The sequence below is a fragment of the Pseudomonas sp. 65/3-MNA-CIBAN-0223 genome, assembly GCF_040310425.1.
GTDB classification, from domain to species: Bacteria; Pseudomonadota; Gammaproteobacteria; order Pseudomonadales; family Pseudomonadaceae; genus Aquipseudomonas; species Aquipseudomonas gregormendelii.
Genome location: NZ_JBEOPV010000008.1, coordinates 34,998 through 56,669 on the forward strand (window position 1 = coordinate 34,998; position 21,672 = coordinate 56,669).

At 61.0% G+C, this 21,672-nt stretch carries 20 protein-coding genes; 8 read left to right on the forward strand and 12 right to left on the reverse strand.

Annotation, left to right across the window (positions count from 1 at the left end; genetic code table 11):
- Positions 1-12 precede the first annotated feature (12 nt).
- The 4 genes from AAEZ09_RS11270 (at position 13) to ppx (ending at position 3,911) form a co-directional block, all read left to right on the forward strand.
- Complete coding sequence (locus tag AAEZ09_RS11270; RefSeq protein ID WP_045059660.1) at positions 13-681, forward strand: amino acid ABC transporter permease; 669 nt, start codon at positions 13-15, stop codon at positions 679-681.
- Complete coding sequence (locus tag AAEZ09_RS11275) at positions 678-1,328, forward strand: amino acid ABC transporter permease (RefSeq protein WP_350599520.1); 651 nt, start codon at positions 678-680, stop codon at positions 1,326-1,328. Before AAEZ09_RS11270 ends, AAEZ09_RS11275 begins: the two co-directional genes overlap by 4 nt.
- Complete coding sequence (locus tag AAEZ09_RS11280) at positions 1,315-2,052, forward strand: amino acid ABC transporter ATP-binding protein (RefSeq protein WP_350599521.1); 738 nt, start codon at positions 1,315-1,317, stop codon at positions 2,050-2,052. Before AAEZ09_RS11275 ends, AAEZ09_RS11280 begins: the two co-directional genes overlap by 14 nt.
- Before the next feature lie 356 nt (positions 2,053-2,408).
- Positions 2,409-3,911 carry an exopolyphosphatase gene (ppx, locus tag AAEZ09_RS11285; RefSeq protein WP_045059663.1) on the forward strand — a complete coding sequence of 501 codons (1,503 nt, stop codon included), beginning with the start codon at positions 2,409-2,411 and terminating at the stop codon, positions 3,909-3,911.
- 241 nt (positions 3,912-4,152) lie between these two features.
- On the opposite strand, the gene ppk1 is transcribed toward ppx, so the two are convergent.
- Positions 4,153-6,375 (reverse strand): polyphosphate kinase 1, encoded by a 2,223-nt coding sequence (ppk1, locus tag AAEZ09_RS11290; protein ID WP_350599522.1) that lies wholly within the window; start codon positions 6,373-6,375, stop codon positions 4,153-4,155.
- An 18-nt stretch (positions 6,376-6,393) separates the two neighbouring features.
- Positions 6,394-7,407 (reverse strand): porphobilinogen synthase, encoded by a 1,014-nt coding sequence (hemB, locus tag AAEZ09_RS11295; protein ID WP_045059665.1) that lies wholly within the window; start codon positions 7,405-7,407, stop codon positions 6,394-6,396.
- Positions 7,408-7,615: 208 nt separating this feature from the next.
- On the opposite strand from hemB, the gene AAEZ09_RS11300 reads away from it, so the two are divergent.
- Positions 7,616-8,248 carry a DedA family protein gene (locus tag AAEZ09_RS11300; protein ID WP_045059666.1) on the forward strand — a complete coding sequence of 211 codons (633 nt, stop codon included), beginning with the start codon at positions 7,616-7,618 and terminating at the stop codon, positions 8,246-8,248.
- 265 nt (positions 8,249-8,513) lie between these two features.
- Positions 8,514-9,182 carry an isoprenoid biosynthesis glyoxalase ElbB gene (gene elbB / locus AAEZ09_RS11305; protein WP_045059667.1) on the forward strand — a complete coding sequence of 223 codons (669 nt, stop codon included), beginning with the start codon at positions 8,514-8,516 and terminating at the stop codon, positions 9,180-9,182.
- Positions 9,183-9,340: 158 nt separating this feature from the next.
- Here the strand turns inward: elbB and AAEZ09_RS11310 are convergent, their stop codons facing one another.
- From AAEZ09_RS11310 to AAEZ09_RS11330, 5 genes are all read right to left on the reverse strand, one after another.
- On the reverse strand, positions 9,341-9,796 hold the full coding sequence (locus AAEZ09_RS11310; RefSeq protein WP_045059668.1) for a YaiI/YqxD family protein: 456 nt from the start codon (positions 9,794-9,796) through the stop codon (positions 9,341-9,343).
- Positions 9,797-9,896: 100 nt separating this feature from the next.
- Positions 9,897-11,795: an FTR1 family protein gene (locus AAEZ09_RS11315; RefSeq protein ID WP_045059669.1), complete on the reverse strand. Its 1,899-nt coding sequence runs from the start codon at positions 11,793-11,795 to the stop codon at positions 9,897-9,899.
- Positions 11,796-12,009: 214 nt separating this feature from the next.
- Complete coding sequence (rhtB, locus tag AAEZ09_RS11320; RefSeq protein ID WP_350599523.1) at positions 12,010-12,642, reverse strand: homoserine/homoserine lactone efflux protein; 633 nt, start codon at positions 12,640-12,642, stop codon at positions 12,010-12,012.
- Between the two features lie 151 nt (positions 12,643-12,793).
- A complete protein-coding gene (locus tag AAEZ09_RS11325) occupies positions 12,794-13,375 on the reverse strand; it encodes a mechanosensitive ion channel family protein (protein ID WP_247289872.1) in 582 nt (193 codons plus the stop codon).
- Positions 13,375-15,285 (reverse strand): ATP-binding cassette domain-containing protein, encoded by a 1,911-nt coding sequence (locus AAEZ09_RS11330; protein ID WP_350599525.1) that lies wholly within the window; start codon positions 15,283-15,285, stop codon positions 13,375-13,377. Before AAEZ09_RS11330 ends, AAEZ09_RS11325 begins: the two co-directional genes overlap by 1 nt.
- A gap of 50 nt (positions 15,286-15,335) precedes the next feature.
- Here AAEZ09_RS11330 and AAEZ09_RS11335 point away from each other — a divergent pair, with 50 nt between their 5' ends.
- The gene (locus AAEZ09_RS11335) at positions 15,336-15,800 is read left to right on the forward strand and encodes a TIGR02444 family protein (RefSeq protein ID WP_205891710.1); all 465 of its coding nucleotides are present in this window, start codon (positions 15,336-15,338) and stop codon (positions 15,798-15,800) included.
- Here AAEZ09_RS11335 and AAEZ09_RS11340 read toward each other — a convergent pair.
- Positions 15,797-16,921, reverse strand: coding sequence for an AlgP family protein (locus AAEZ09_RS11340; protein WP_350599527.1), 1,125 nt, complete (start codon positions 16,919-16,921; stop codon positions 15,797-15,799). The two genes, AAEZ09_RS11335 and AAEZ09_RS11340, sit on opposite strands and share 4 nt — an antisense overlap.
- A 192-nt stretch (positions 16,922-17,113) precedes the next feature.
- On the opposite strand from AAEZ09_RS11340, the gene AAEZ09_RS11345 reads away from it, so the two are divergent.
- Positions 17,114-17,779 carry an FKBP-type peptidyl-prolyl cis-trans isomerase gene (locus AAEZ09_RS11345; protein WP_350599528.1) on the forward strand — a complete coding sequence of 222 codons (666 nt, stop codon included), beginning with the start codon at positions 17,114-17,116 and terminating at the stop codon, positions 17,777-17,779.
- 61 nt (positions 17,780-17,840) lie between these two features.
- Here the strand turns inward: AAEZ09_RS11345 and AAEZ09_RS11350 are convergent, their stop codons facing one another.
- The 4 genes from AAEZ09_RS11350 to AAEZ09_RS11365 form a co-directional block, all read right to left on the reverse strand.
- Positions 17,841-18,299: an Rsd/AlgQ family anti-sigma factor gene (locus AAEZ09_RS11350; protein WP_045059676.1), complete on the reverse strand. Its 459-nt coding sequence runs from the start codon at positions 18,297-18,299 to the stop codon at positions 17,841-17,843.
- Positions 18,300-18,477: 178 nt separating this feature from the next.
- On the reverse strand, positions 18,478-19,029 hold the full coding sequence (locus AAEZ09_RS11355) for a disulfide bond formation protein B (RefSeq protein WP_350599529.1): 552 nt from the start codon (positions 19,027-19,029) through the stop codon (positions 18,478-18,480).
- A 243-nt stretch (positions 19,030-19,272) separates the two neighbouring features.
- Positions 19,273-20,511 (reverse strand): heme biosynthesis protein HemY, encoded by a 1,239-nt coding sequence (locus AAEZ09_RS11360; protein WP_350599530.1) that lies wholly within the window; start codon positions 20,509-20,511, stop codon positions 19,273-19,275.
- The gene (locus AAEZ09_RS11365; RefSeq protein WP_350599532.1) at positions 20,508-21,662 is read right to left on the reverse strand and encodes a uroporphyrinogen-III C-methyltransferase; all 1,155 of its coding nucleotides are present in this window, start codon (positions 21,660-21,662) and stop codon (positions 20,508-20,510) included. The genes AAEZ09_RS11360 and AAEZ09_RS11365 overlap by 4 nt, the downstream gene beginning before the upstream one ends.
- Positions 21,663-21,672 lie beyond the last annotated feature (10 nt).

Genomic DNA, 21,672 nt, shown 5'->3' on the forward strand with positions numbered 1-21,672 from the left:
GGGAGATTTGACATGGCTTATCAGTTCGACTTTCTACCGGTGGTGCAAAATACCGACCTGCTGCTGCGCGGTGCGTTGTTCACCCTTGAACTGACCGCCATTGGCGCGGTATTCGGGGTGGCGCTAGGCATCGTCGGCGCGCTGGTACGGGCGTGGAACATTCGCCCGTTCTCGGTGATTTTCGGGGTTTACGTCGAGTTGATCCGCAACACACCCTTCCTGGTGCAGTTGTTTTTCATCTTCTTCGGCCTGCCGTCACTGGGTGTGCAGATTTCCGAATGGCAGGCCGCCGTGCTGGCGATGGTGATCAACCTGGGCGCCTATTCCACGGAAATCATCCGCGCCGGCATTCAGGCGATCCCCCGAGGACAGCTGGAAGCCGCCGCAGCGCTGGCGATGACCCGCTTCGAAGCGTTTCGCCACGTCATCCTGCTGCCGGCGCTGGGCAAGGTCTGGCCGGCCCTGAGCAGCCAAATCATCATCGTCATGCTCGGCTCGGCGGTCTGCTCGCAGATCGCCACCGAAGAGCTGAGTTTCGCCGCCAACTTCATTCAGTCGCGCAACTTCCGCGCCTTTGAAACCTATGCCCTGACCACGCTGATCTACCTGTGCATGGCGTTGCTGATTCGCCAGCTCCTGAACTGGATCGGCCGTCGTTACATTGCAAGGAGCAGCCAATGAGCGATTTCACCTTCTGGGACATCGTGCGCAACCTGCTCACGGGCCTGCAATGGACGCTGGCGCTGTCACTGGTGGCGTTCATTGGCGGCGGGCTGATCGGCCTGCTGGTCATGGTCATGCGCATCTCGAAGAAAGCCTTGCCGCGCAATATCGCGCGCACCTACATCGAACTGTTCCAGGGCACGCCGCTGCTGATGCAGTTGTTCCTGGTATTTTTCGGTGTGGCGCTGGCCGGTGTGGACATCTCCGCGTGGATGGCTGCGGCCGTCGCCCTGACCCTGTTTACCAGCGCCTACCTGGCGGAGATCTGGCGCGGCTGCGTCGACTCGATCCCCAACGGCCAATGGGAAGCCTCATCGAGCCTGGCGCTCAACCCGCTGGAGCAACTGCGCTACGTGATCCTGCCGCAAGCGCTGCGCATCGCCGTGGCGCCGACCGTGGGCTTTTCGGTGCAAGTGGTCAAAGGCACTGCCGTCACCTCGATCATCGGCTTCACCGAGCTGACCAAAACCGGCGGCATGCTCGCCAACGCGACCTTCGAGCCGTTCATGGTCTATGGCCTCGTCGCCCTCGGTTACTTCCTGCTCTGCTACCCCTTGTCCCTCAGTGCGCGCTACCTGGAAAGGAGACTGCATGCCTCTGCTTAGAATTTCCGCCCTGCATAAATATTACGGCGATCACCACGTGCTCAAAGGCATCGACCTCAGTGTCGAGGAAGGCCAGGTGGTGGCAATCATCGGCCGCAGTGGCTCGGGCAAATCGACCTTGCTGCGCACGCTCAATGGCCTGGAGTCGATCAATGATGGCGTGATTGAAGTCGACGGCGAATACCTCGACGCCGCCCGTGCCGACCTGCGCACTCTGCGACAGAAGGTCGGGATGGTGTTCCAGCAGTTCAACCTGTTCCCCCACCTGACCGTTGGCGAAAACGTGATGCTCGCCCCGCAAGTTGTGCAGAAGGTACCGAAGGCCAAAGCCCGGGAACTGGCGCGCGAAATGCTGGAGCGAGTAGGGCTCGGGGAAAAGTTTGATGCATTCCCGGATCGATTGTCCGGCGGGCAGCAGCAACGCGTGGCAATCGCCCGGGCACTGGCCATGTCGCCGAAGGTGTTGCTGTGCGACGAAATCACCTCGGCGCTGGACCCGGAATTGGTCAATGAGGTGCTGAGTGTGGTTCGGCAACTGGCCAAAGACGGTATGACGCTGATCATGGTCACCCACGAAATGCGCTTTGCCCGGGAGGTTGGGGACAAGCTGGTGTTCATGCACCTGGGCAAGGTGCATGAGGTGGGAGACCCGAAGATAGTGTTTGCCAACCCGCAGACAGCGGAGCTGGCGAATTTCATTGGTACTGTGGAAGCGACAGTCTGAAAGCTCTGTAGGGCCTCTGATGGCCTCATCGCGGGCAAGCCCGCTCCCACAGGGGTTGATAGTGAACGCAGCATTTGTGTACGGCGGACATCTCTGTGGGAGCAAGGCTTCCCCGCGATAGCGTCTGCATATTCGATATTGATGTGGCAGGGGGGAAGGCAGTTGCCCACAGGATCATGTGTTGAAACAGGATTGTGTGTTCGACACGGAAACCTGTGGGAGCGGGCTTGCCCGCGATGAGGCCGCGCAGCGGTCGTCTATAGGGTTGCGCAGGATCAAGGGTTTGAACACTGCGCGTTGGCGTCAGCCTTTGATCGTGGCACGATGTCGAGGTTATCGACCGAGACCCCCAGACCATGCCGCAATCCCAAGCCAAGAATCTGTCCCTGATCGCCGCAATCGACCTGGGCTCCAACAGCTTTCACATGGTCGTGGCCAAGGCCCAGAACGGCGAAATCCGTATTCTCGAGCGTCTCGGGGAGAAGGTTCAGCTGGCAGCAGGTATCGACGAAGAGCGCCAGCTCAACGAAGAATCCATGCAGCGCGGGCTCGACTGCCTGAAACGCTTTGCCCAACTGATCAACGGTATGCCCCCGGGCGCCGTACGGATCGTGGGCACCAACGCCCTGCGCGAAGCGCGTAATCGCAATGAATTCATCCGTCGCGCCGAGGAAATCCTCGGTCACCCGGTGGAAGTCATCTCCGGCCGGGAAGAAGCGCGCCTGATCTACCTTGGCGTGTCCCACACCCTCGCCGACACCCCGGGCAAGCGCCTGGTGGCCGACATCGGCGGCGGCAGCACCGAGTTCATCATCGGCCAGCGCTTCGAGCCACTGCTGCGCGAAAGCCTGCAAATGGGCTGCGTGAGCTTCACCCAGCGCTATTTCAAGGACGGCAAGGTCACACCGGCTCGCTACGCCCAGGCCTACACGGCGGCGCGGCTCGAGATCATGAGCATTGAACACGCTCTGCACCGCCTGACCTGGGATGAGGCCATCGGCTCTTCGGGCACCATTCGCGCGATCGGCCTGGCACTGAAGGCCGGCGGGCATGGCACCGGCGAAGTCAACGCCGAGGGCCTGGCCTGGCTCAAGCGCAAGCTGTTCAAGCTGGGGGACGCCGACAAGATCGATTTCGAAGGCATCAAGCCTGACCGTCGCGCAATCTTCCCGGCCGGCCTGGCGATCCTCGAAGCCATCTTCGACGCCCTCGAACTGCAACGCATGGACCACTGTGAAGGCGCACTGCGTGAAGGCGTGCTCTACGACCTGCTGGGCCGTCATCATCACGAAGACGTCCGTGAGCGCACCCTGAGCTCGCTGATGGAGCGTTATCACGTCGACCTGGAACAAGCGGCGCGGGTAGAACGCAAGGCGCTGCATGCCTTCGACCAGGTAGCCGAAGATTGGGACCTGGATGACGGCGTGTGGCGCGAACTGCTGGGCTGGGCGGCCAAGGTCCACGAAGTGGGCCTGGACATCGCTCACTATCATTACCACAAGCATGGCGCCTACCTGATCGAGCACTCGGACCTCGCCGGATTCTCCCGCGAAGACCAGCAGATGCTCGCACTGCTGGTGCGCGGGCATCGCCGTAACATTCCCCGGGACAAGTTTGCCGAGTTCGGCAGTGACGGCAGCAAGCTGATCCGCCTGTGCGTGCTGCTGCGCTTCGCGATCCTGTTCCACCACATCCGTGGCACCCAGGAAATGCCCCAGGTGGTCCTGCGGGCCAATGGCGACAGCCTGGATGTGTTGTTCCCGGCCAACTGGCTGGATGAAAACCAGCTGACCCAGGCGGATTTTGCCCTGGAAGCGGAGTGGCTGACCCGGGTGGGCTTTACCCTCAACGTCCGGTAGTGCCCCTGTAGGAGCGAGCTTGCTCGCGATGCACGTGAACGATAAAGCTGGCAGCCTGACACCCCGCAGCGCTCTCAGGTTTTTCGCGAGCAAGCTCGCTCCTACATTGATTGCATCGATCGCAGCGAATGCGTGATCGCAGCGAGTGTGGTGATTGCAGTTGCGGTGATTGTGACGGCAGTGACGGCAGCAAAAAAAATGGCGATCCGCAGGGATCGCCATTTTTTATGCCCCTTGAGGCTTAACGCACTGCCAGGATCGGACTGCCCAACCGCTCCAGCAACGTCGCCTGCGCACTGCGCGGGTTCTGGTTGCCGGTAGGTGTGTTGCGGATGTAACGGCCGTCCGACTGCAAGCTCCAGCTGTGGGTGTTGTCGCTCAGGTACAGCTCCAGCTCTTTCTTGACCCGCATGATCAGCTTCTTGCCTTCCACCGGGAAGCAAGTCTCGACCCGCTTGTCGAGGTTGCGCTCCATCCAGTCGGCGCTGGAGAGGAACATCTGCTCTTCCCCGCCATTGAGGAAGTAGAACACCCGCGTATGCTCCAGGAAGCGCCCGATGATCGAGCGCACATGGATGTTGTGCGAAACCCCGGCGATGCCCGGGCGCAGGCAGCACATGCCGCGCACGACCAGGTCGATGCGCACCCCGGACTGACTGGCCTTGTACAGCGCGCGAATGATCTTCGGATCAGTCAGCGAGTTGAACTTGGCAATGATGTGTGCCGGCTTGCCTTCCAGGGCGAACTGCGTTTCCCGGGCAATCATGTCGAGCATGCCCTTTTTCAGGGTGAACGGCGCATGCAGCAGTTTCTTCATGCGCAGGGTCTTGCCCATGCCGATCAACTGGCTGAACAGCTTGCCCACGTCCTCGCACAACGCATCGTCGGAGGTCAGCAAGCTGTAGTCGGTGTACAGACGGGCGTTGGCTGCGTGGTAGTTGCCGGTGCCCAAGTGAGCGTACCGCACGATCTCCCCGGCCTCGCGACGCAGGATCAGCATCATCTTGGCGTGGGTCTTGAACCCCACCACGCCGTAGATCACCACTGCACCGGCCGCTTGCAGACGGCTGGCCAGTTGCAGGTTGGACTCTTCATCGAACCGCGCGCGCAATTCGATCACCGCGGTGACTTCCTTGCCGTTACGGGCTGCATCCACCAGCGCGTCGACGATTTCCGAGTTGGCACCGGAGCGGTACAGCGTCTGGCGCACGGCCAATACATGCGGGTCTTTCGCGGCCTGGCGCAACAGGTCGACCACCGGGGTGAACGACTCGAACGGGTGCAGCAACAGGATGTCCTGCTTGCTGATCACGCTGAAGATGTTCTCGCTGTTCTGCAGCAGTTTCGGAATCTGCGGGGTGAACGGCAGGTATTGCAGCTCGCGCTGGCTGTCGAGGCCGGTGATGCTGAACAAACGGGTCAGGTTGACCGGCCCGTTAACCTGATACAGCTCGGTCTCGTGCAGGTTGAACTGCTTGAGCAGGTAGTCGGAGAGGTGTTTGGGGCAAGTGTCAGCCACTTCCAGTCGCACCGCATCGCCATAACGACGGGAGAACAGCTCACCACGCAGCGCGCGGGCCAGGTCTTCAACGTCTTCAGTGTCGACCGCCAGGTCGGCGTTACGGGTCAGGCGGAACTGATAGCAGCCCTTGACCTTCATGCCCTGGAACAAGTCATCGGCGTGCGCGTGGATCATCGACGACAGGAACACGTAGTTGTCACCGGAGCCGCCCACCTCCTCCGGCACCTTGATCACTCGCGGCAGCAGGCGCGGAGCAGGGATGATCGCCAGGCCAGAGTCGCGGCCAAACGCATCGATGCCTTCCAGTTCGACGATGAAGTTCAGACTCTTGTTCACCAGCAACGGGAACGGGTGAGTCGGGTCAAGGCCGATCGGCGTGATGATCGGCGCAATCTCGTCGCGGAAGAACCGGCGCACCCAGGTCTTGATCTTGGTGGTCCAGTGACGGCGACGGATGAAGCGGACCTGATGTTTCTCCAGCTCCGGCAACAGAATATCGTTGAGAATGGCGTACTGGCGGTCGACATGACCATGCACCAGCTCGCTGATGCGTGCCAGGGCCTGATGCGGTTGCAGGCCATCGGCGCCCGCCTGTTCACGGGCGAAGGTGATCTGCTTCTTCAGGCCGGCCACACGAATCTCGAAGAACTCGTCCAGGTTGCTGGAGAAGATCAGCAGGAACTTCAGCCGCTCCAGCAACGGGTAGGACTCATCCAGTGCCTGTTCCAGCACGCGAATGTTGAACTGCAGCTGCGAAAGCTCGCGATGGATGTACAGGCTGCTGTCATCCAGGCCGGGAATGGCAATCGCCGGTGCCGCCACTGCGGCTTCGACGACCACTGCGGGTGGGGCTGGCTCCAGCTCCGGCGGTGTTTCGGCGACTTGCTCCACCACGGGTTGAGCCTCTTTTACGGCAACTTCAGTGAGTCCTTCGGTATTCATGGAATGTTCCTGGGAGGGCTATTTTTGCTCTCGTAACAATTGAGCGGCACGGACGGCAAAGTAGGTCAGGATGCCGTCGGCGCCTGCGCGTTTAAAAGCGGTCAGGGATTCGAGTATTACCCCTTCGCTCAACCAGCCATTCTGGATCGCCGCCATGTGCATGGCGTATTCGCCGCTGACTTGATAAACAAACGTCGGCACTTTGAATTCTTCTTTGACCCGCCACAGGATGTCCAGATACGGCATGCCTGGCTTGACCATGACCATGTCCGCGCCTTCTGACAAGTCCGCCGCCACTTCGTGCAGCGCCTCGTTGCTGTTGGCCGGGTCCATCTGGTAGGAGGCCTTGTTAGCCTTGCCCAGGTTCAGCGCGGAACCCACCGCATCGCGGAAGGGACCGTAATAGGCGCTAGCGTATTTCGCCGAGTAGGCCATGATCCGCACGTTAACGTGATCGGCCAGCTCCAGCGCCTCGCGGATCGCCTGGATGCGCCCGTCCATCATATCGGACGGCGCCACCACCTGGGCGCCGGCTTCGGCATGGGACAGGGCCTGGCGGACCAGTGCATCGACGGTAATGTCGTTCTGCACGTAGCCTTCTTCATCGAGAATACCGTCCTGGCCGTGGGTGGTGAACGGATCCAGGGCAACGTCGGTGATCACACCCAGCTCGGGGAACTGCGCACGTAATGCGCGGGTGGCGCGTTGGGCAATGCCATTCGGGTTCCAGGCTTCGGCCGCGTCCAGCGACTTGAGCTCCGCCGGCGTCACGGGGAACAGCGCGAGCGCGGGAATACCCAGCTCGACCCACTTGGCGGCCTCTTCAAGCAACAGATCAATGGTCAGGCGCTCGACGCCCGGCATTGACGCCACCGCTTCGCGACGATTCTCACCGTCCAGTACAAATACCGGCAGGATCAGGTCGTCGACGCTGAGGACGTTTTCACGAACCAGGCGGCGCGAGAATTCATCACGACGATTGCGTCGCAGACGGGTGGCTGGGAACAGGCGGTTGGCGGGGGTAAAGCTCACGGCAGACTCCTGAGCCCGCGCTGGCGGGCGAGCGTGACAGTTATAAGCTGCCATTATGACCGTCGTATTACAGTTATGTGCACACCTGTGACAGGTAGTCGCATTCCATTGTCCTTGCATGAAATGTTCACGTCGAGACACATTTGGACACTTTCATGAATGTGCCCGAAGGGTTAGGCTGCGCGTTCATTTCGCCAGCACCCAGACAATGCTCCAGCAATTTCTTCAGGAATTCGGGTATTTCGCCCTCTTTCTCGGCACGTTCTTCGAAGGCGAAACCATCCTGGTACTCGCGGGCTTCCTTGCGTTCCGCGGTTACATGGACATCAAGATCGTCACCATAGTCGCGTTCTGTGGCAGTTATGCGGGCGATCAGCTGTGGTATTTCCTTGGCCGCAAGCACGGGCGCAAATTGCTGGCGCGCAAGCCGCGCTGGCAGATGATGGGCGATCGGGCGCTGGAACACATTCGAAAGCACCCGGACATCTGGGTCCTGAGCTTCCGCTTCGTCTACGGATTACGCACGGTAATGCCCGTGGCGATCGGTCTGTCGGGCTATCCACCGGGACGTTATCTGTTGCTGAACGGGATTGGCGCGGCGATATGGGCTTCGGCACTGTCGGCGGCCGCGTATCATTTTGGTGCCGTGCTGGAAGGCATGCTTGGCAGCGTCAAGAAGTACGAGCTATGGGTGCTGGGCGCCCTGCTCGTCCTGGGCGTGGGCCTGTGGCTGCGCCGGCGCTTCAAGAACGCCCAGCTGGCAAAAAAAGTCTATGCCGACGAGCAGGCATTGAAAGCTGAACAGGCCAAGGCTGCAGCGCCCAAGACGCCCACCGAATAAACGGTCCCTGCACCCGTAGAGACCGCTCCTGCTCACCCGATGCGCCCCCCCCGCACGTCGCACCCCTGCGCGCGTCGCCACGCCGCGTGACAGACGCTCGCAAATAATGAACACCCTGGCTTCGATGCGATCCATTTAGAAAGCCTTCTGCTCCGTGCCAGCCCGATGTTGGGGCGGCGCGCCCTGGTTGTTACCGCACATTATCCCTATGGCAACGAGTGGCGAATTAGTGGACATTTAACGCCATGAACAAGGAGAAAAGCCCATGAGCAAAAAAATTGCAGTGATCCTTTCCGGTTGTGGCGTCTACGACGGTGCCGAGGTCCACGAGAGCGTGATCACCCTGTTGCGGCTGGACCAGCGTGGCGCTCAGGTGCAGTGTTTCGCCCCCAATATCTCGCAGTTGCACGTGATCAACCACCTCACAGGCGAGGAAATGCCCGAGTCGCGTAACGTGCTGGTTGAATCGGCGCGGATCGCCCGTGGGAACATCAAGGACATCCGCGAGGCCAGCGTCGAGGACTTCGATGCGCTGATCGTGCCTGGCGGGTTCGGTGCGGCGAAGAACCTGTCGAACTTCGCCATCGAAGGTGCCGGCTGCACCGTGCAGCCTGACGTCCTGGCGCTGACTGAAGCCTTTGCCGAAGCAGGCAAGCCAGTCGGGCTGATCTGCATCTCGCCCGCCCTGGCGGCGAAGATCTACGGCCCAGGTGTGACCTGCACCATCGGCAACGATGCCGATACCGCCGCTGCCATGAACAAGATGGGGGCTACCCATGCCGAGTGCGCGGTCACCGACATCGTCGAAGACAAGGCGCGCAAACTGGTGAGCACGCCGGCGTACATGCTGGCGCAGTCGATCAGTGAAGCGGCCTCAGGGATTAACAAGCTGGTGGATCGCGTGCTCGAACTGACTCACGAAAACGACGTGTGATGCAGGCATGAGTGTGGGTATGGGCAGTGTGGGAGTGACCCTGCTCGCAATAGCGGAGTAGCCGCCGCAAGCGATGTTGACTGTGCCGGTGTTATCGCGAGCAGGCTCGCTCCCACAGGGGGCCTCTCACAGGGCTTGGTCTCAGCTTCGAGGTGGGCTCAGGGCTTGCGCGACAGTCGAGTCAGGATACGGTCCAGCGAATTGGCGAACGCTTGCTTCTCACGTTCACCAAAGGGCGCTGGCCCCCCGCTCATCTGGCCTTGTTCACGCAGGTCGGTGAACAGGTTACGTACAGCCAGCCGGTCGCCCATGTTCTGCGCGTCAAACTCCTTGCCTCGCGGATCCAGCACGGTGACGCCGTTCTTCACCAATCGGTCGGCCAGCGGTACGTCACTGCAAATCACCAGCTCGCCCGGCACTGCGTGTTCCACCAGATAATCGTCCGCTGCATCCGGGCCGCTAGGCACCACGATCAATTTCACCAGGGACAGGCCCGGCTTGATTTGCGGTTGGCCAGCCACCAGCACCACTTCGAACTGGCGCTTGAGAGCGAACTTCACTACCAGGTCCTTGGCCGCCCGTGGGCAGGCGTCGGCATCTATCCAAACGCGCATCACATTTCCTCTGAAAAACCGAACAGATCGCAGCCTGCATCGACATGCCTACTCCCTGCAGGGGCTGCCGCAAGCTGTGATCTTTTCAGGTTTACTCGGGTCAGGAAACCTGAACCCGACGCTTCTGCGTCAACCAGCTGCGCCCATACAGCACGATTATCGCAATAATCGCCACCATCTGGGCACTCAACGAGTAGGCATCCGCGTGAATACCCAGCCAGTCGAATTCGAAGAATGGCACCGGACGCGTACCGAAAATCCCCGCCTCCTGTAATGCCTTGACCCCATGACCGGCAAACACCACCGATAGCGCGCACAACAACGCGGCGTTGATGCTGAAGAACAACGACAGCGGCAGCTTGGCCGAGCCGCGCAGGATCACCCAGGCCAGCCCCACCAGCAATACCAGCGCAGTGGCACCGCCTGCGAGCACTGCGTTATGCCCGGCAGGACCCGCCTGCAGCCACAGGGTCTCGTAGAACAGGATCACTTCGAACAACTCACGATAAACCGAGAAGAACGCCAGGATCGCAAACCCGAATCGTCCGCCGCCGCCCACCAGGCTGCTCTTGATGTAATTCTGCCAGGCCGCGGCGTGGCGACGATCGTGCATCCACACACCGAGCCACAGCACCATCACGCTGGCGAACAACGCGGTGGCACCTTCAAGCAACTCGCGCTGCGAGCCGCTGACGTCGATAACGTAGGCGGCAAGCCCCCAGGTGGCAAGGCCGGCCAGCAGCGCCAGGCACCAACCGACGTTAACGCTGCGTACCGCAGATTGCTGGCCGGTGTTGCGCAGGAATGCGAGGATCGCCGCCAGCACCAGAATCGCTTCCAGACCTTCGCGCAGCAAAATCAACAACCCGGAAATGTAGCTCAGGGACCAGCTCAAGCCATCGCTGCCCAACAGGCCGGCAGACTCTTTCAATTTACCTTTCGCGGTATCCAGGCGCTGCTGGGCCTGGGCCACCGGCAAGCCATCCTGCAGGGACTGGCGGTAGGCCATCAGGGATTTTTCGGTGTCTTTGCGTACATTGGCGTCGACGTTGTCCAGGGAGCTCTCGACCAACTCGAACCCTTCCAGGTACGCCGCCACCGACAAGTCATAGGCCTGATCGTGATCCCCAGCCCGGTAGGCAGCGATGCTCTTGTCCAGGGTGGCTGCGGTGTAATCGAGCAGTTGCGCCGGGCCCCGTTTGACCTGCGGCGGCTGAGCGCGCTGCGCACGATAGGCCGCAGCGGCCTGCGGACCCTCGCCAGCCTGCACTTCGGCAGGCGTCTGACGGGCGAGGTCGGCAATGTTGTAGGTCTTTTCAACAGCGCCAGCATCCGGGGCGGCGCTGAAGCTGGCAATATAGGTGGCCAGGTCCCAGCGCTGGCGATCATCCAGTTGATCGGCGAACGCCGGCATGTCGGTGCCCTCGATACCCAGGCCCAGGGTGCTGTAGATCGCATAGAGGCTTAGGTGATCCATGCGCACGCTGTCGCGCAGATTCGACGGTGGCGGTGTCAGGCCGACGCCTGCCGGGCCATCGCCGGCTCCCGCATCACCATGGCACACCGAGCAATGCTGGGCGTACAACGGCGCACCACGGGTCGGATCGGGGGTAATGATCGGCGCCTGGCTGATTTCATAGGCCACTGCCAGCTTTGCCGCGAGTTGCCGGGACTGACGAGCCACGTCGGCGCCATCCTGACGCTCGGTAATGGCGTTGCGCAGCGAATTGACGCCCTGCAGCAAAGCGCCTTGCTCCGGTTTGGCCGGCATTGCACTGATCAGGCCTTGCACGGCTTTGAGCGAATCGAGCTGATCGCGATAACCAGACTCCTTGATGACCCTGCCCGCCTGCACCGTCTGCGGGTAATCCGCTGCAATGTAATCGAGCCCATGCAGCGCCTGTGGGGCGCCTTCCACGGTGTCGGCCAGCAGCCTGGTGCTGCATAAGGCTGCCAAGGGGATTAACAGCCAGGCCAGGAATCGCGACGGGGCAATCATGAATGAATCTCAGTAGGAAATACGAAGTTACATATTGTTCACTTCGAATGAGATTCATTCAAGCGTTGTTCGCAGGCTCGATGCCGATTGTCTGGTTATTTTGCGATTGCTTGTCCCGCGCACCGCGCCGTAATCAGCTTTCGGCTTCTGGTTATACGGATGGGCATTCAACAAAAAAGCGACCCGCAGGTCGCTTTTTTCCAGCATCGGGGCTTTACGCTGCGGCTTTGCGCAACGTCGCCATGAACGCTGCCGCGCCGATAAACAAACCGGCAAATGTCCGGTTCATGCGTTTCTGCTGCTGGGGAGTACGCAACATGCGCAGCACCTTGGACGCCAGGCCGGTGTAACCGGCCATGACGATCAGATCGACGCAAACCATGGTGGCGCCGATCACTAAATACTGGATCAGCAGTGGCGCATGGGGGTCGATGAACTGCGGCAGCACCGCCAGCATAAACACCAGGGCCTTGGGGTTGCTGATGTTCACCAGGAAACCACGGAACACCAGGGCCATCGGCTTGCCGATCTGGCGCACTGCGGCATCGTCGCTCATGTCACTGGGCAATGCGCGCCATTGCTTGATCGCGAGGAATACCAGGTAGGCGACGCCAAACCACTTGATCACATGGAACGCTGTGGCCGACGCTGTGAGGATCGCGCCAACACCGGCACCCACAATGGCAATCTGCACCGCCAGGCCGATCTGCAGGCCAAGGGCGTTCCAGTAACCGCGCCAGAAGCCGTATTGCAGACCACTGGACATCGACGCAATGGCGCCGGCACCGGGAGACAGGCTGATCACCCAGCAGGCGGCAAAGAACGCCAGCCATGTTTGAAGCTCCATTGCACACCTCGACCGAGACTCTTTTGACAGGAGTCTCTAAGCTAATGCGGCTCGGGGGGAAAAGCAAAAGATCGCAGCCTGCGGCAGCTCCTGCATGGAAACGCGCCTGCTGTAGGAGCTGCCGAAGGCTGCGATCTTTTGATCTTGAGGATTACTTCTCGAACCCGCTCGAAGGAAACACATCACTCCCCCGCCACCGCCGAACCGAACGCTGGAAGAACAGGCTGTTGGGCACTTGCACCATGGCACTGCCGGTGCCCAGCTCTTCGGCCTCGATCAAGGTGGTGTAGAGCAGATTGATCGCGATCACCCGCCCCTTCACGCCCGGCTTGTCGGTGGTATCGACCAGTTCGACCACGTCGCCAATGCGAAACGGCCCCACGGTGAAGATCAGGATCGCGCACAGCAAGTTGGACAGCACGCTCCACATGGCGAAGAACGCCACCGCCGCGACCGCAACAAAACCGGACAATGCCGTCCACAGCACTGTCGCGGACACGCCCAGGCGCTCCAGCACGAAAATCAGCGCACTGCCCATGATCAGCCAGCGCAGGCCGCCTCGCAGCGGCAGCAGCAGCTGAGGGGGAAACGGATAACGCTCCCCCAGGCGGTTCAGGCATTTGGCAACAAAGCGCTGGGCGAAGTAACCCGCGAGCAAAATCAGCAGGATCTGCAGCACCAGCCACAACGGCTCTATCCACATGGCAGACAGCGGCAGCCTGAAGGCCTCCATCAGGACAACGCCTCCAGCTCCGCCTGCATGCTTTCGAGCAACTCGAGGGCTTCCATCCAGGACTCCTCAAGCTCGGCTTCACGCACTTTCAGCTTTGCCTGTTCGGCCAGCAGGTCACGCAAATCGTTCTTGCGGGCCGGCTCGTAGATATCGCTGTCGCCCAGGCTCACGTCGATTTTGGCCAGCTTTTCGTGCAGCTTGCCCAGTTCGGCTTCGAGCTTGTCGGCCTCGCGCTTGTGCGGCGCCAACTGCTGGCGCAAGGCAGCGGCGGCCTGGCGCTGGGCTTTCTTGTCGGTTTTGTCCGGATTGACCGGCGTGTTGCTGACCGGCGCATTGCGCTGGCGATACTCCACCAGCCAACGGGTGTAGTCGTCCAGATCGCCGTCGAACTCCTCGACCTTGCCATCGGCGACCAGGTAGAAATTGTCAGTGGTGCTTTTGAGCAGGTGGCGGTCGTGGGAGACCACCAGGACCGCACCAGTGAATTCCTGCAAGGCCATGGTCAGCGCCAGGCGCATTTCCAGGTCAAGGTGGTTGGTGGGTTCGTCGAGCAGCAGCAGGTTCGGCCGGTCCCAGGCGATCAATGCCAAGGCCAGGCGCGCTTTCTCGCCCCCGGAGAAATTCAGCACCGGCTCGTCGATGCGTGCACCGCGGAAGTCGAACCCCCCGAGGAAGTCCCGCAACGTCTGTTCGCGCTCGGTAGGCGCCAGGCGCTGCAAGTGCAGCAACGGGCTGGCCTTGGAGTCCAGGGAGTCAAGCTGATGCTGGGCAAAGTAACCAACGACCGTGTTTTCGCCACGGGTCAGTCGACCGGCCAAGGGCTCCAGCTCACCCGCAAGGTACTTGATCAGGGTCGACTTACCGGCACCATTAGGGCCGAGCAAACCGATCCGTGCGCCAGGGGTCAGTTGCAGCTTGACCTTCTCCAGCACGGTTTTCTCGCCGTAGCCCAAGCGGGCATCAGACAGGTCGATCAGCGGGCTGGAAATCTTCGTCGACTCGCGGAAAACGAAGTCGAACGGCGAATCGACATGGGCCGCAGACAACTCTTCCATCCGCTCCAGCGCCTTGATCCGGCTCTGGGCCTGACGGGCCTTGGTGGCCTGGGCCTTGAAGCGCGCAATGTAGCTTTCCATGTGCGCTCGCTGCGCCTGCTGCTTCTCGTAGGCCTGTTGCTGCTGGGCCAGGCGTTCGGCACGGGCACGCTCGAACGCGGTGTAGCCACCGCGATACAGCGTGATCTTGCGCTGATCGACGTGGGCTACGTGGTCGACCACCGCATCGAGGAAATCCCGGTCGTGAGAGATCAGCAACAAGGTGCCCGGATAACTTTTCAGCCACTCCTCAAGCCAGATGATGGCGTCGAGGTCCAGGTGGTTGGTGGGTTCGTCGAGCAGCAACAAGTCCGAGGGGCACATCAGTGCCTGCGCCAGGTTCAGGCGCATCCGCCAGCCACCGGAGAAGTCCCCCACCTGACGATCCATCTGTTCGTTGGTGAACCCCAGGCCGGCCAGCAGCTTGCGAGCCCGGGCATCAGCGGTGTAGCCATCGGCGCTGTCGAGTTCAGAGTGCAGGCGGGCCTGAGCGGCACCGTCGTGCGCCGCTTCCGCCGCCGCCAGGTCATGTTGCACCTCACGCAGGCGCAGGTCGCCATCGAGCACGTAGTCGACCGCAATGCGTTCGAGCGTCTCGATTTCCTGGCGCATGTGGGCGATGCGCCAGTCGGCCGGCAGGAAGCAGTCACCCGAGTCCGGGTGCAGCTCACCCCGAAGCAGGGCGAACAGGCTCGATTTGCCGGCGCCATTGGCACCGATGAGGCCGGCTTTGTGGCCGGCGTGCAGGGTCAGCTCGGCGTCTTCTAGCAGACGTTGCGGGCCACGCTGTAAAGTCAGGTTCTGAAGTCGAATCATAATGGCGGCGGAGTCTACCAGCTTCGCTCGCAACTGGCGCGAGTAGCACTATGTCCTCTGACCTGTGGAGCTTTTCCCTTGACGCTTACGCGCGGCCCGGCGCTGAGCGGGCGTGCCTGCAACTGCAATCGGCGGGCACGAACGTGTGCCTGCTGCTGTGCGGATTGTGGCTGGAACACCGAGGGGTAGTCTTTAACGAACTGCGATTGCTGCAACTGCGGGAAGTAGTCGAAGGCTGGGATGCGGGCGTGATTCAGCCCCTGCGTGCATTACGCGGCCAATGGAAAGCCGCCGCAGCTGACGATACAGACCTCAATATCTTGCGTGAAAAAGTCAAGGCGCTGGAACTTGAAGGCGAGCGGATTCTTTTGTCGCGACTGGAAAAAACCGCGCAGCAGTGGCCGCAGAATGACAAGGCCGGAACAACGGCCTGGCTGGAAGGTGTCGCGGCGGACACCACCAACGTTGGCCGCGACGCGCTGCATCAGCTGCGCGTCGCGGTGACCGGCACTTAGGAAGCGCTGGTTGGGGTAGTGCCTGTGTTCGACGATGCAGCTGGCGTTGGCGCCGCTGCAGGGGTCGAAGTGCTGCTGGTAGTTGGCGAAGCCGAGTTCGACGATGAAGCAGGCGCTGCCGGCTTGGCAGCAGCGGTCGGAGTCGGCTTCGCAGCAGCGGGTTTTTTCACCGCTGGTTTGGCTGCAGGTTTGGCAGCTGGCTTGGCAGCAGCGGGTTTTGCAGCGGTGGCTGGCTTGGCAGCGGCAGCAGGTTTCGCAGCAGCCGTTCTAGCAGCAGGCTTGGTCGCCGCTTTTGCAGCAGGTTTGGCGGCCGGCTTGGCAGCAGGTTTTGCCGCGGCCGGTTTAGCTGTAGCAGGTTTGGCAGCAGGCTTCGCGGCTGCAGTTCTAGCAGCAGGTTTGGCTGCTGCGCTTTTTGCTGCAGCAGGTTTGGCGGCGGCAGTTTTCGCGGCAGGTTTGGCAGGCGCTTTTGCAGCAGCGGTTTTGGCCGCAGCTGGTTTTGCTGCAGCAGTTTTCGCCGCCGGCTTGGCTACCGGTTTTGCCGCAGCAGTTTTGGCAGCAGGTTTGGTCGCAGCCGGCTTGGCAGCACTGGCAGCCACTGGCTTTTTAGCAGCCACTCTCACCGGTGCTTTCGCGGCTGGTTTGGCAGCAGCCTTGGCGGGTGCTTTTGCAGCTGTCGATTTGCTTGCGGCTTTCTTGGCAGGTGCTGCAGCAGGCTTGGCCGAACGCAGGGACAACGCCTTGCCGACAGCCTCTTGAACACGACCGACACCCTGGGCCAGTTTCAGGCTTTCCTGAGCGTCACGCTTAAGTTGCAGGATGTAGTTGCGGGTCTCGGATTGACGATCCTTGAGGGCATCGAGCAGGTCTTCAAGTTCCTTGACTCCATCCTTGGCCTTGGCTTGCGCCTTAGCCTTGCCGGCCGCCGCAGCGTCCTGCAATTTGGTACGGGATTTGTGCAATTTTTCCTGCGCTTTTCCGCGCTGTTTTTCCAGTTTGGCGAGCAGTTTTTCAGCATCAGCCAAGGCTTGCGAACAAGCGGTTTCCAAATGCTCGAGCAAGCTGCCCGACAATTGTTGGAGTAAGTGCAACGGAGTATTTACAGGCTTCTTGGTGGCCGACATGGTTTACCTCCTGGCTGACGTGGGTGCGGCTCATACTAGACCTCTGCAGACACCGCCGCTAGGGCATGTTGACAGTATCGAAAGCGTTGCGTTGCACCTGACAGCAAAACTTCTGCTCCCGCCAGAAAGCAGTTCACCGTTCATTGCATTCGCACTGGCATAATCGGCCGCATCTCAGGCCGGAGAGTGCCCATGTCGCGTTATCTTTTTTTATCGTTGTGCGTGTTTTTTTCAGTAGCTCAGGCTGCGGAAAAAACCACCGAAGCCGACGCTCACAATCTCGCCTACAGCCTGGGGGCGAGCCTCGGCGAACGGCTGCGCCAAGAGGTACCTGACCTTCAAGTGCAGGCACTGCTCGACGGTTTGCAGCAGGCTTATCAGGGCAAGCCCCTGGCACTGAAAGACGAACAGATCGAGCAGATCCTGGCCGAACATGAAGCGCAAATTGCCGAGCAACCGACATTGGGGCAAAGCGAAATTGCCCTCGAAAAAGAACAGCGTTTTCTCACCGCGGAAAAGGCCCGACCTGGCGCTCGGGAAATCGAGGACGGCATCCTGCTGACGGAACTGACGCCAGGTGCCGGAGCAACGGCCGGTCCGAATGGCAAGGTACAGGTGCTATACATCGGACGCCTCCCCGACGGCACGGTGTTCGATCAAAACAGTCAGCCGCAATGGTTCAGCCTGGATAGCGTGATCTCGGGCTGGCGGACGGCGCTGCAGAACATGCCGGTGGGCGCGAAATGGCGACTGGTGATTCCATCGGCGCAAGCCTATGGCGCCGAAGGTGCCGGGGACCTGATTGCGCCCTTCACGCCCCTGGTATTCGAGGTGGAATTACGCGGCGCGAAAGGCTGAATTCCAGGCACAAAAAACGGCGCGCCAAGCGCACCGTTTTTCAGGTCCTGCACAAAGAAATTCAGGCCTGAACCGAATCTTCTTCCTTGTGCGCGGTATGCAACACTTCGATCAGGCAGTCTTCCAGTTCGAAGCGCTCGTGCAACAAGCCACCGAGCTCCTTGAACTTCTCCGCCACGCACTGACCTGCATCGCACAGGTCGTTGAACGCGAGCAGCTTTTCAGTGATGACGTCGATTCGGGGGTAAATCGTCTCGGCCAGTTCCAGCCCACGCTTGTCATTGAAGGCCTTGGCCTCCCCTGTCAGTTGTTCGTAGATCTCGAAATGCCCGGCTGAGACGTAATCGACCAGCACACCGCAGAATTCCTGCAAAGGGTTGCGGTTCTCGCTCAGCGCCTCGGGCTTTTCGCCGAGATCGTCATAAGCCCGCACCAGTTCGTGACGCTCCTGCAACCAGCGATCGATCAGCAGATGCACTCCACCCCATCGTTCTTGAGCATTCTGACAACTTTCGAGCATGGTGATCTCTCTTCCCTTGTGGGTCATGCTGCCCTACACCTGTCACGCACTTGAAGGTCAAGGATCGGTCAGGCAGAGCGTCATTCGAGCAACATAATTCCAATGACACGTGCGGGCCAGATTATGCCCGCTCGACTGTGGCTTCAAGGTACGCAGGAGATAAAGTTCATACAAGTGTTTAATCGCGCGCCAGACTGCCCTGCGACGACTCGCCGCTGAGTGGTCGCCGAAAGGTGCGCCACAGAAGCCCGAGCGGTTGAAAAACAACCACAATTGTCACCGCAAAGAAGAACAGCAGGCTCCACTCCGGGATGCTCAGATCGAACAGCGTCCATGAAATCTCGGCACAATCGAAAGTACCTTCGAACATCTGCTTCAGTGCGCCTGACCAGGATGTATTGGCAAAAGCATCAGCCAGGCTCGCCGAGCAGTCGGACAGGTGATGCAGCGGATCGCTCTGCAGCACAACTTGACGCCATGCCGTTACCGTTCCGGCCACACTGCAGATCAACACCGGCAACCCATACACCAGCGTACCCGCACGGCCAGGGCCATGCACGCAAGCAGACAAGCACACCCCCGTGAGCAACCACAGGCAGCCGCGCTGCAGGATGCACAGGCCGCACAGCCTGAGGCCGACGGCGTATTGCAGGTAATAGGAAATACCTAATGCCAGGGCACCTGCGACGAAAACCATGAAGAACAAGGAGCGTGTGCGGGCCAAAGACATGGCATTTCCGTAACAGTAAGAGACAGGCAATTACGTTAGAGGAAAGCGCGCAGATCTTTCAAGGTACTACAGCAGGGAGAGTTCCACAGCGAGAGTGGGAAACCACGACAGATGCGCTAGGATCTGACGTAACCGTCTGTAGGAATAAGCCGACTCGGCGCTTTGAGGGGAATATTCTGACAGCAGCAGGGTGCTTTTTGACGAGGGAGCGAGCCCCCTCATCTCGAGCTCCCTACCTCGAACTCAAGCGTGAATCGGTATGGGTAACGGTGCCGCCAGCAAGCGTTCATCCAGCAGGCCCAACCCTTCCTGGAACAGCTGATTGCTGCGTTCGGTATCACCCAATTGCGCCAGCAACCGCGCCAGTTCTGCACAGGCTTCCGGGTTACGCTGCACTCGCAGGCTGCTCTCCAGGTAGTCTCGCGCCTTGCCCCATAAACTGCTTTGCAGGCACAGGCGGCCCAGTGTCAGGAGCAGGCTCGGATCGGCCGGATGATCCTTGAGCCAGCCCTCGGCAGTTTGCAGCTGCCGCACCGGGTCGCTGCCGCGCACCAGCCCGTACAGGCGCGCCAGGTGGCTGTTGTAATCACGCTTGAGCGCTGTGCGCAGCACCTCTTCCGCTTCCACCTGGGCACCCAGTTGGCGCAGCTGCTCGGCATAGGCCAGCACCAGTTGCGGCTCCTGGCGCTGGGCCGATGTCAGCTTCTGCCAGGCGCTGTTGAGCGACTGCAGGCCGACGGTGCCGTCCTCTTCCCGCTGCGCCGCCAGGGACAGGTTCTCACCCCAGGCACGGCGTTCCAGGTCGGCCAGCTCGGCAGGTGGCAGTACCTTGTCCTTGCGCAATTCCGGCAACAACCGGATCACTGCCGACCAATCGCCCCGTTGTTGATGCAGGCGTTGCAGCTGGCGCAACGTCTGCACGTTATGCGGATGGCGCTCGTGCATGGCTTGAAGCGTCGCCAGGGCACCCTCGGTGTCGCCTCGATCGGTCTGCAGTTGCGCATGATTCAAGGCAATGGCCAGCTCGGCCTGTGGCTGGCGCTCGAGCGCCCGCTCGAGCAGGTTGTCGCTCTCTTCGTACTTGCCTTGTTCGTTGGCCGCGCGGGCAGCGCCGAGATAGTAGAGCAGCGGTTGGCGCTCGGCTTCAGCAGCTCGATGCAGGTGACGCTGCGCACTGGCCCAGCGGCCCTCGGCCAGATCCAGCTGGCCATGTTCGATCGCGACCTGCACGCGGCGACTGCGATTGCGTCGCGACCAGGGATTGACCACGCCACTGGACGTCATCAACAGTTCGATCAGCGCCTTGATGCCCCAAATCACCAGCCACAAAACGGCCACCAGCGCGAGGGTAGCCCACAGGCTCGATTCGAAACGAAAGCTCTTGTAGGCGATCAGCACGTAGCCGGAATGCTCGGCAATCGCCAGGCCCAGCGCGGCCGCAGCAGCTATCACCAGAAACACGATCACATACAGGCGTTTCATGGCGTGGCCTCCTGCGGGGTGTCAGCGGCAGGCTTGGCCATCGGCTTGACGGATTCCTCGGCGTTGACGTTGCGTCGCTCCAGGTACCCTTGCACCGCGCTCAGTGCGCCAGTGAGGTCCGGGGTCACCACGGTCACCGGCTGCTTGCTCAGCTCACCCACCTGCTCAAGCATCACTTTGCTCTGCGGGTTGTCCGGGTTGAAGTTGCCCTTGAGTATGTCCCGGGCTTCGGCCAGGGCCTGTGTGTACACCGGGCCCTGACCATTCAGCGCAGCCCACTGGGCTTGCTCCAGGGCCAGGCTAAGCGCCAGGCGCACCTGGCTGAGGCTCTGGCCTGCCAGCAATGGGCGAACATTCTTGTCGGCGTTGAAGTCGATGCGGATGTAGCGCGAGATCTGGTCCCACCATTGAGCCCAGCGGCTCGCGCCATCGCCATCGGCGGTCAGGCCCAGCAACGACTCGCCACGGTCCTTGTACTCCGGCGCCAGTTCGGTGAGGTTGATCACCTGGTCGCGCAATGCGCCCAGGCGCAGGAACAGTCCGGTGCGGTCCGGCTGCTCGGTGCTGCGCAGCGCGACCAGGGTCTTGGCCACTTGCTCGCGGGCAGCGAAGGAGCCCGGATCGTTCTGTTCGCGCAGGATTTCGTCGGCACCCTGGACCAGGGCCTGAGCGCTGCTGATGTCCTGCAAAGCAGACAGGCGCAGGCTGGCGAGACGCAACAAATGCTCAGCCTCAGCCAGGCGCCAGTCCTTGCGGCTGGCACCGAGGATGGTTTCCAGGCGCTGGTTCAGGCGCTGCTGATCGCCTTGCAGCTGAGCCACCAGGCGGCTGCGGGCCTCAAGTTCATCGGCAGGGGGCAGTTGCTCCAACCGAGCGCTCAGGCGTTGCTCATTGAGTTTCAGGCTCTGCGCCTGATCGTTCAAGGCCTGCACCTGGCTCAGCTGTTGCTGGTTATTGGCCTGCAGGTGACGCACCTGCCAGACACCCCAACCGCCGACAGCAACGCCGGCAGCACCCAGCAACAGCGCGACGATTGCCAGGCCATTGCCACGGCGCTGCACGGGGGCAGGAGGCACGGTATCAATCGGATCTTCAACCGGGGCATGCAGCACTGGCTGGACGTCATCTTTTGGCAAGGCTGTTTCGCTCACGTATCCATCC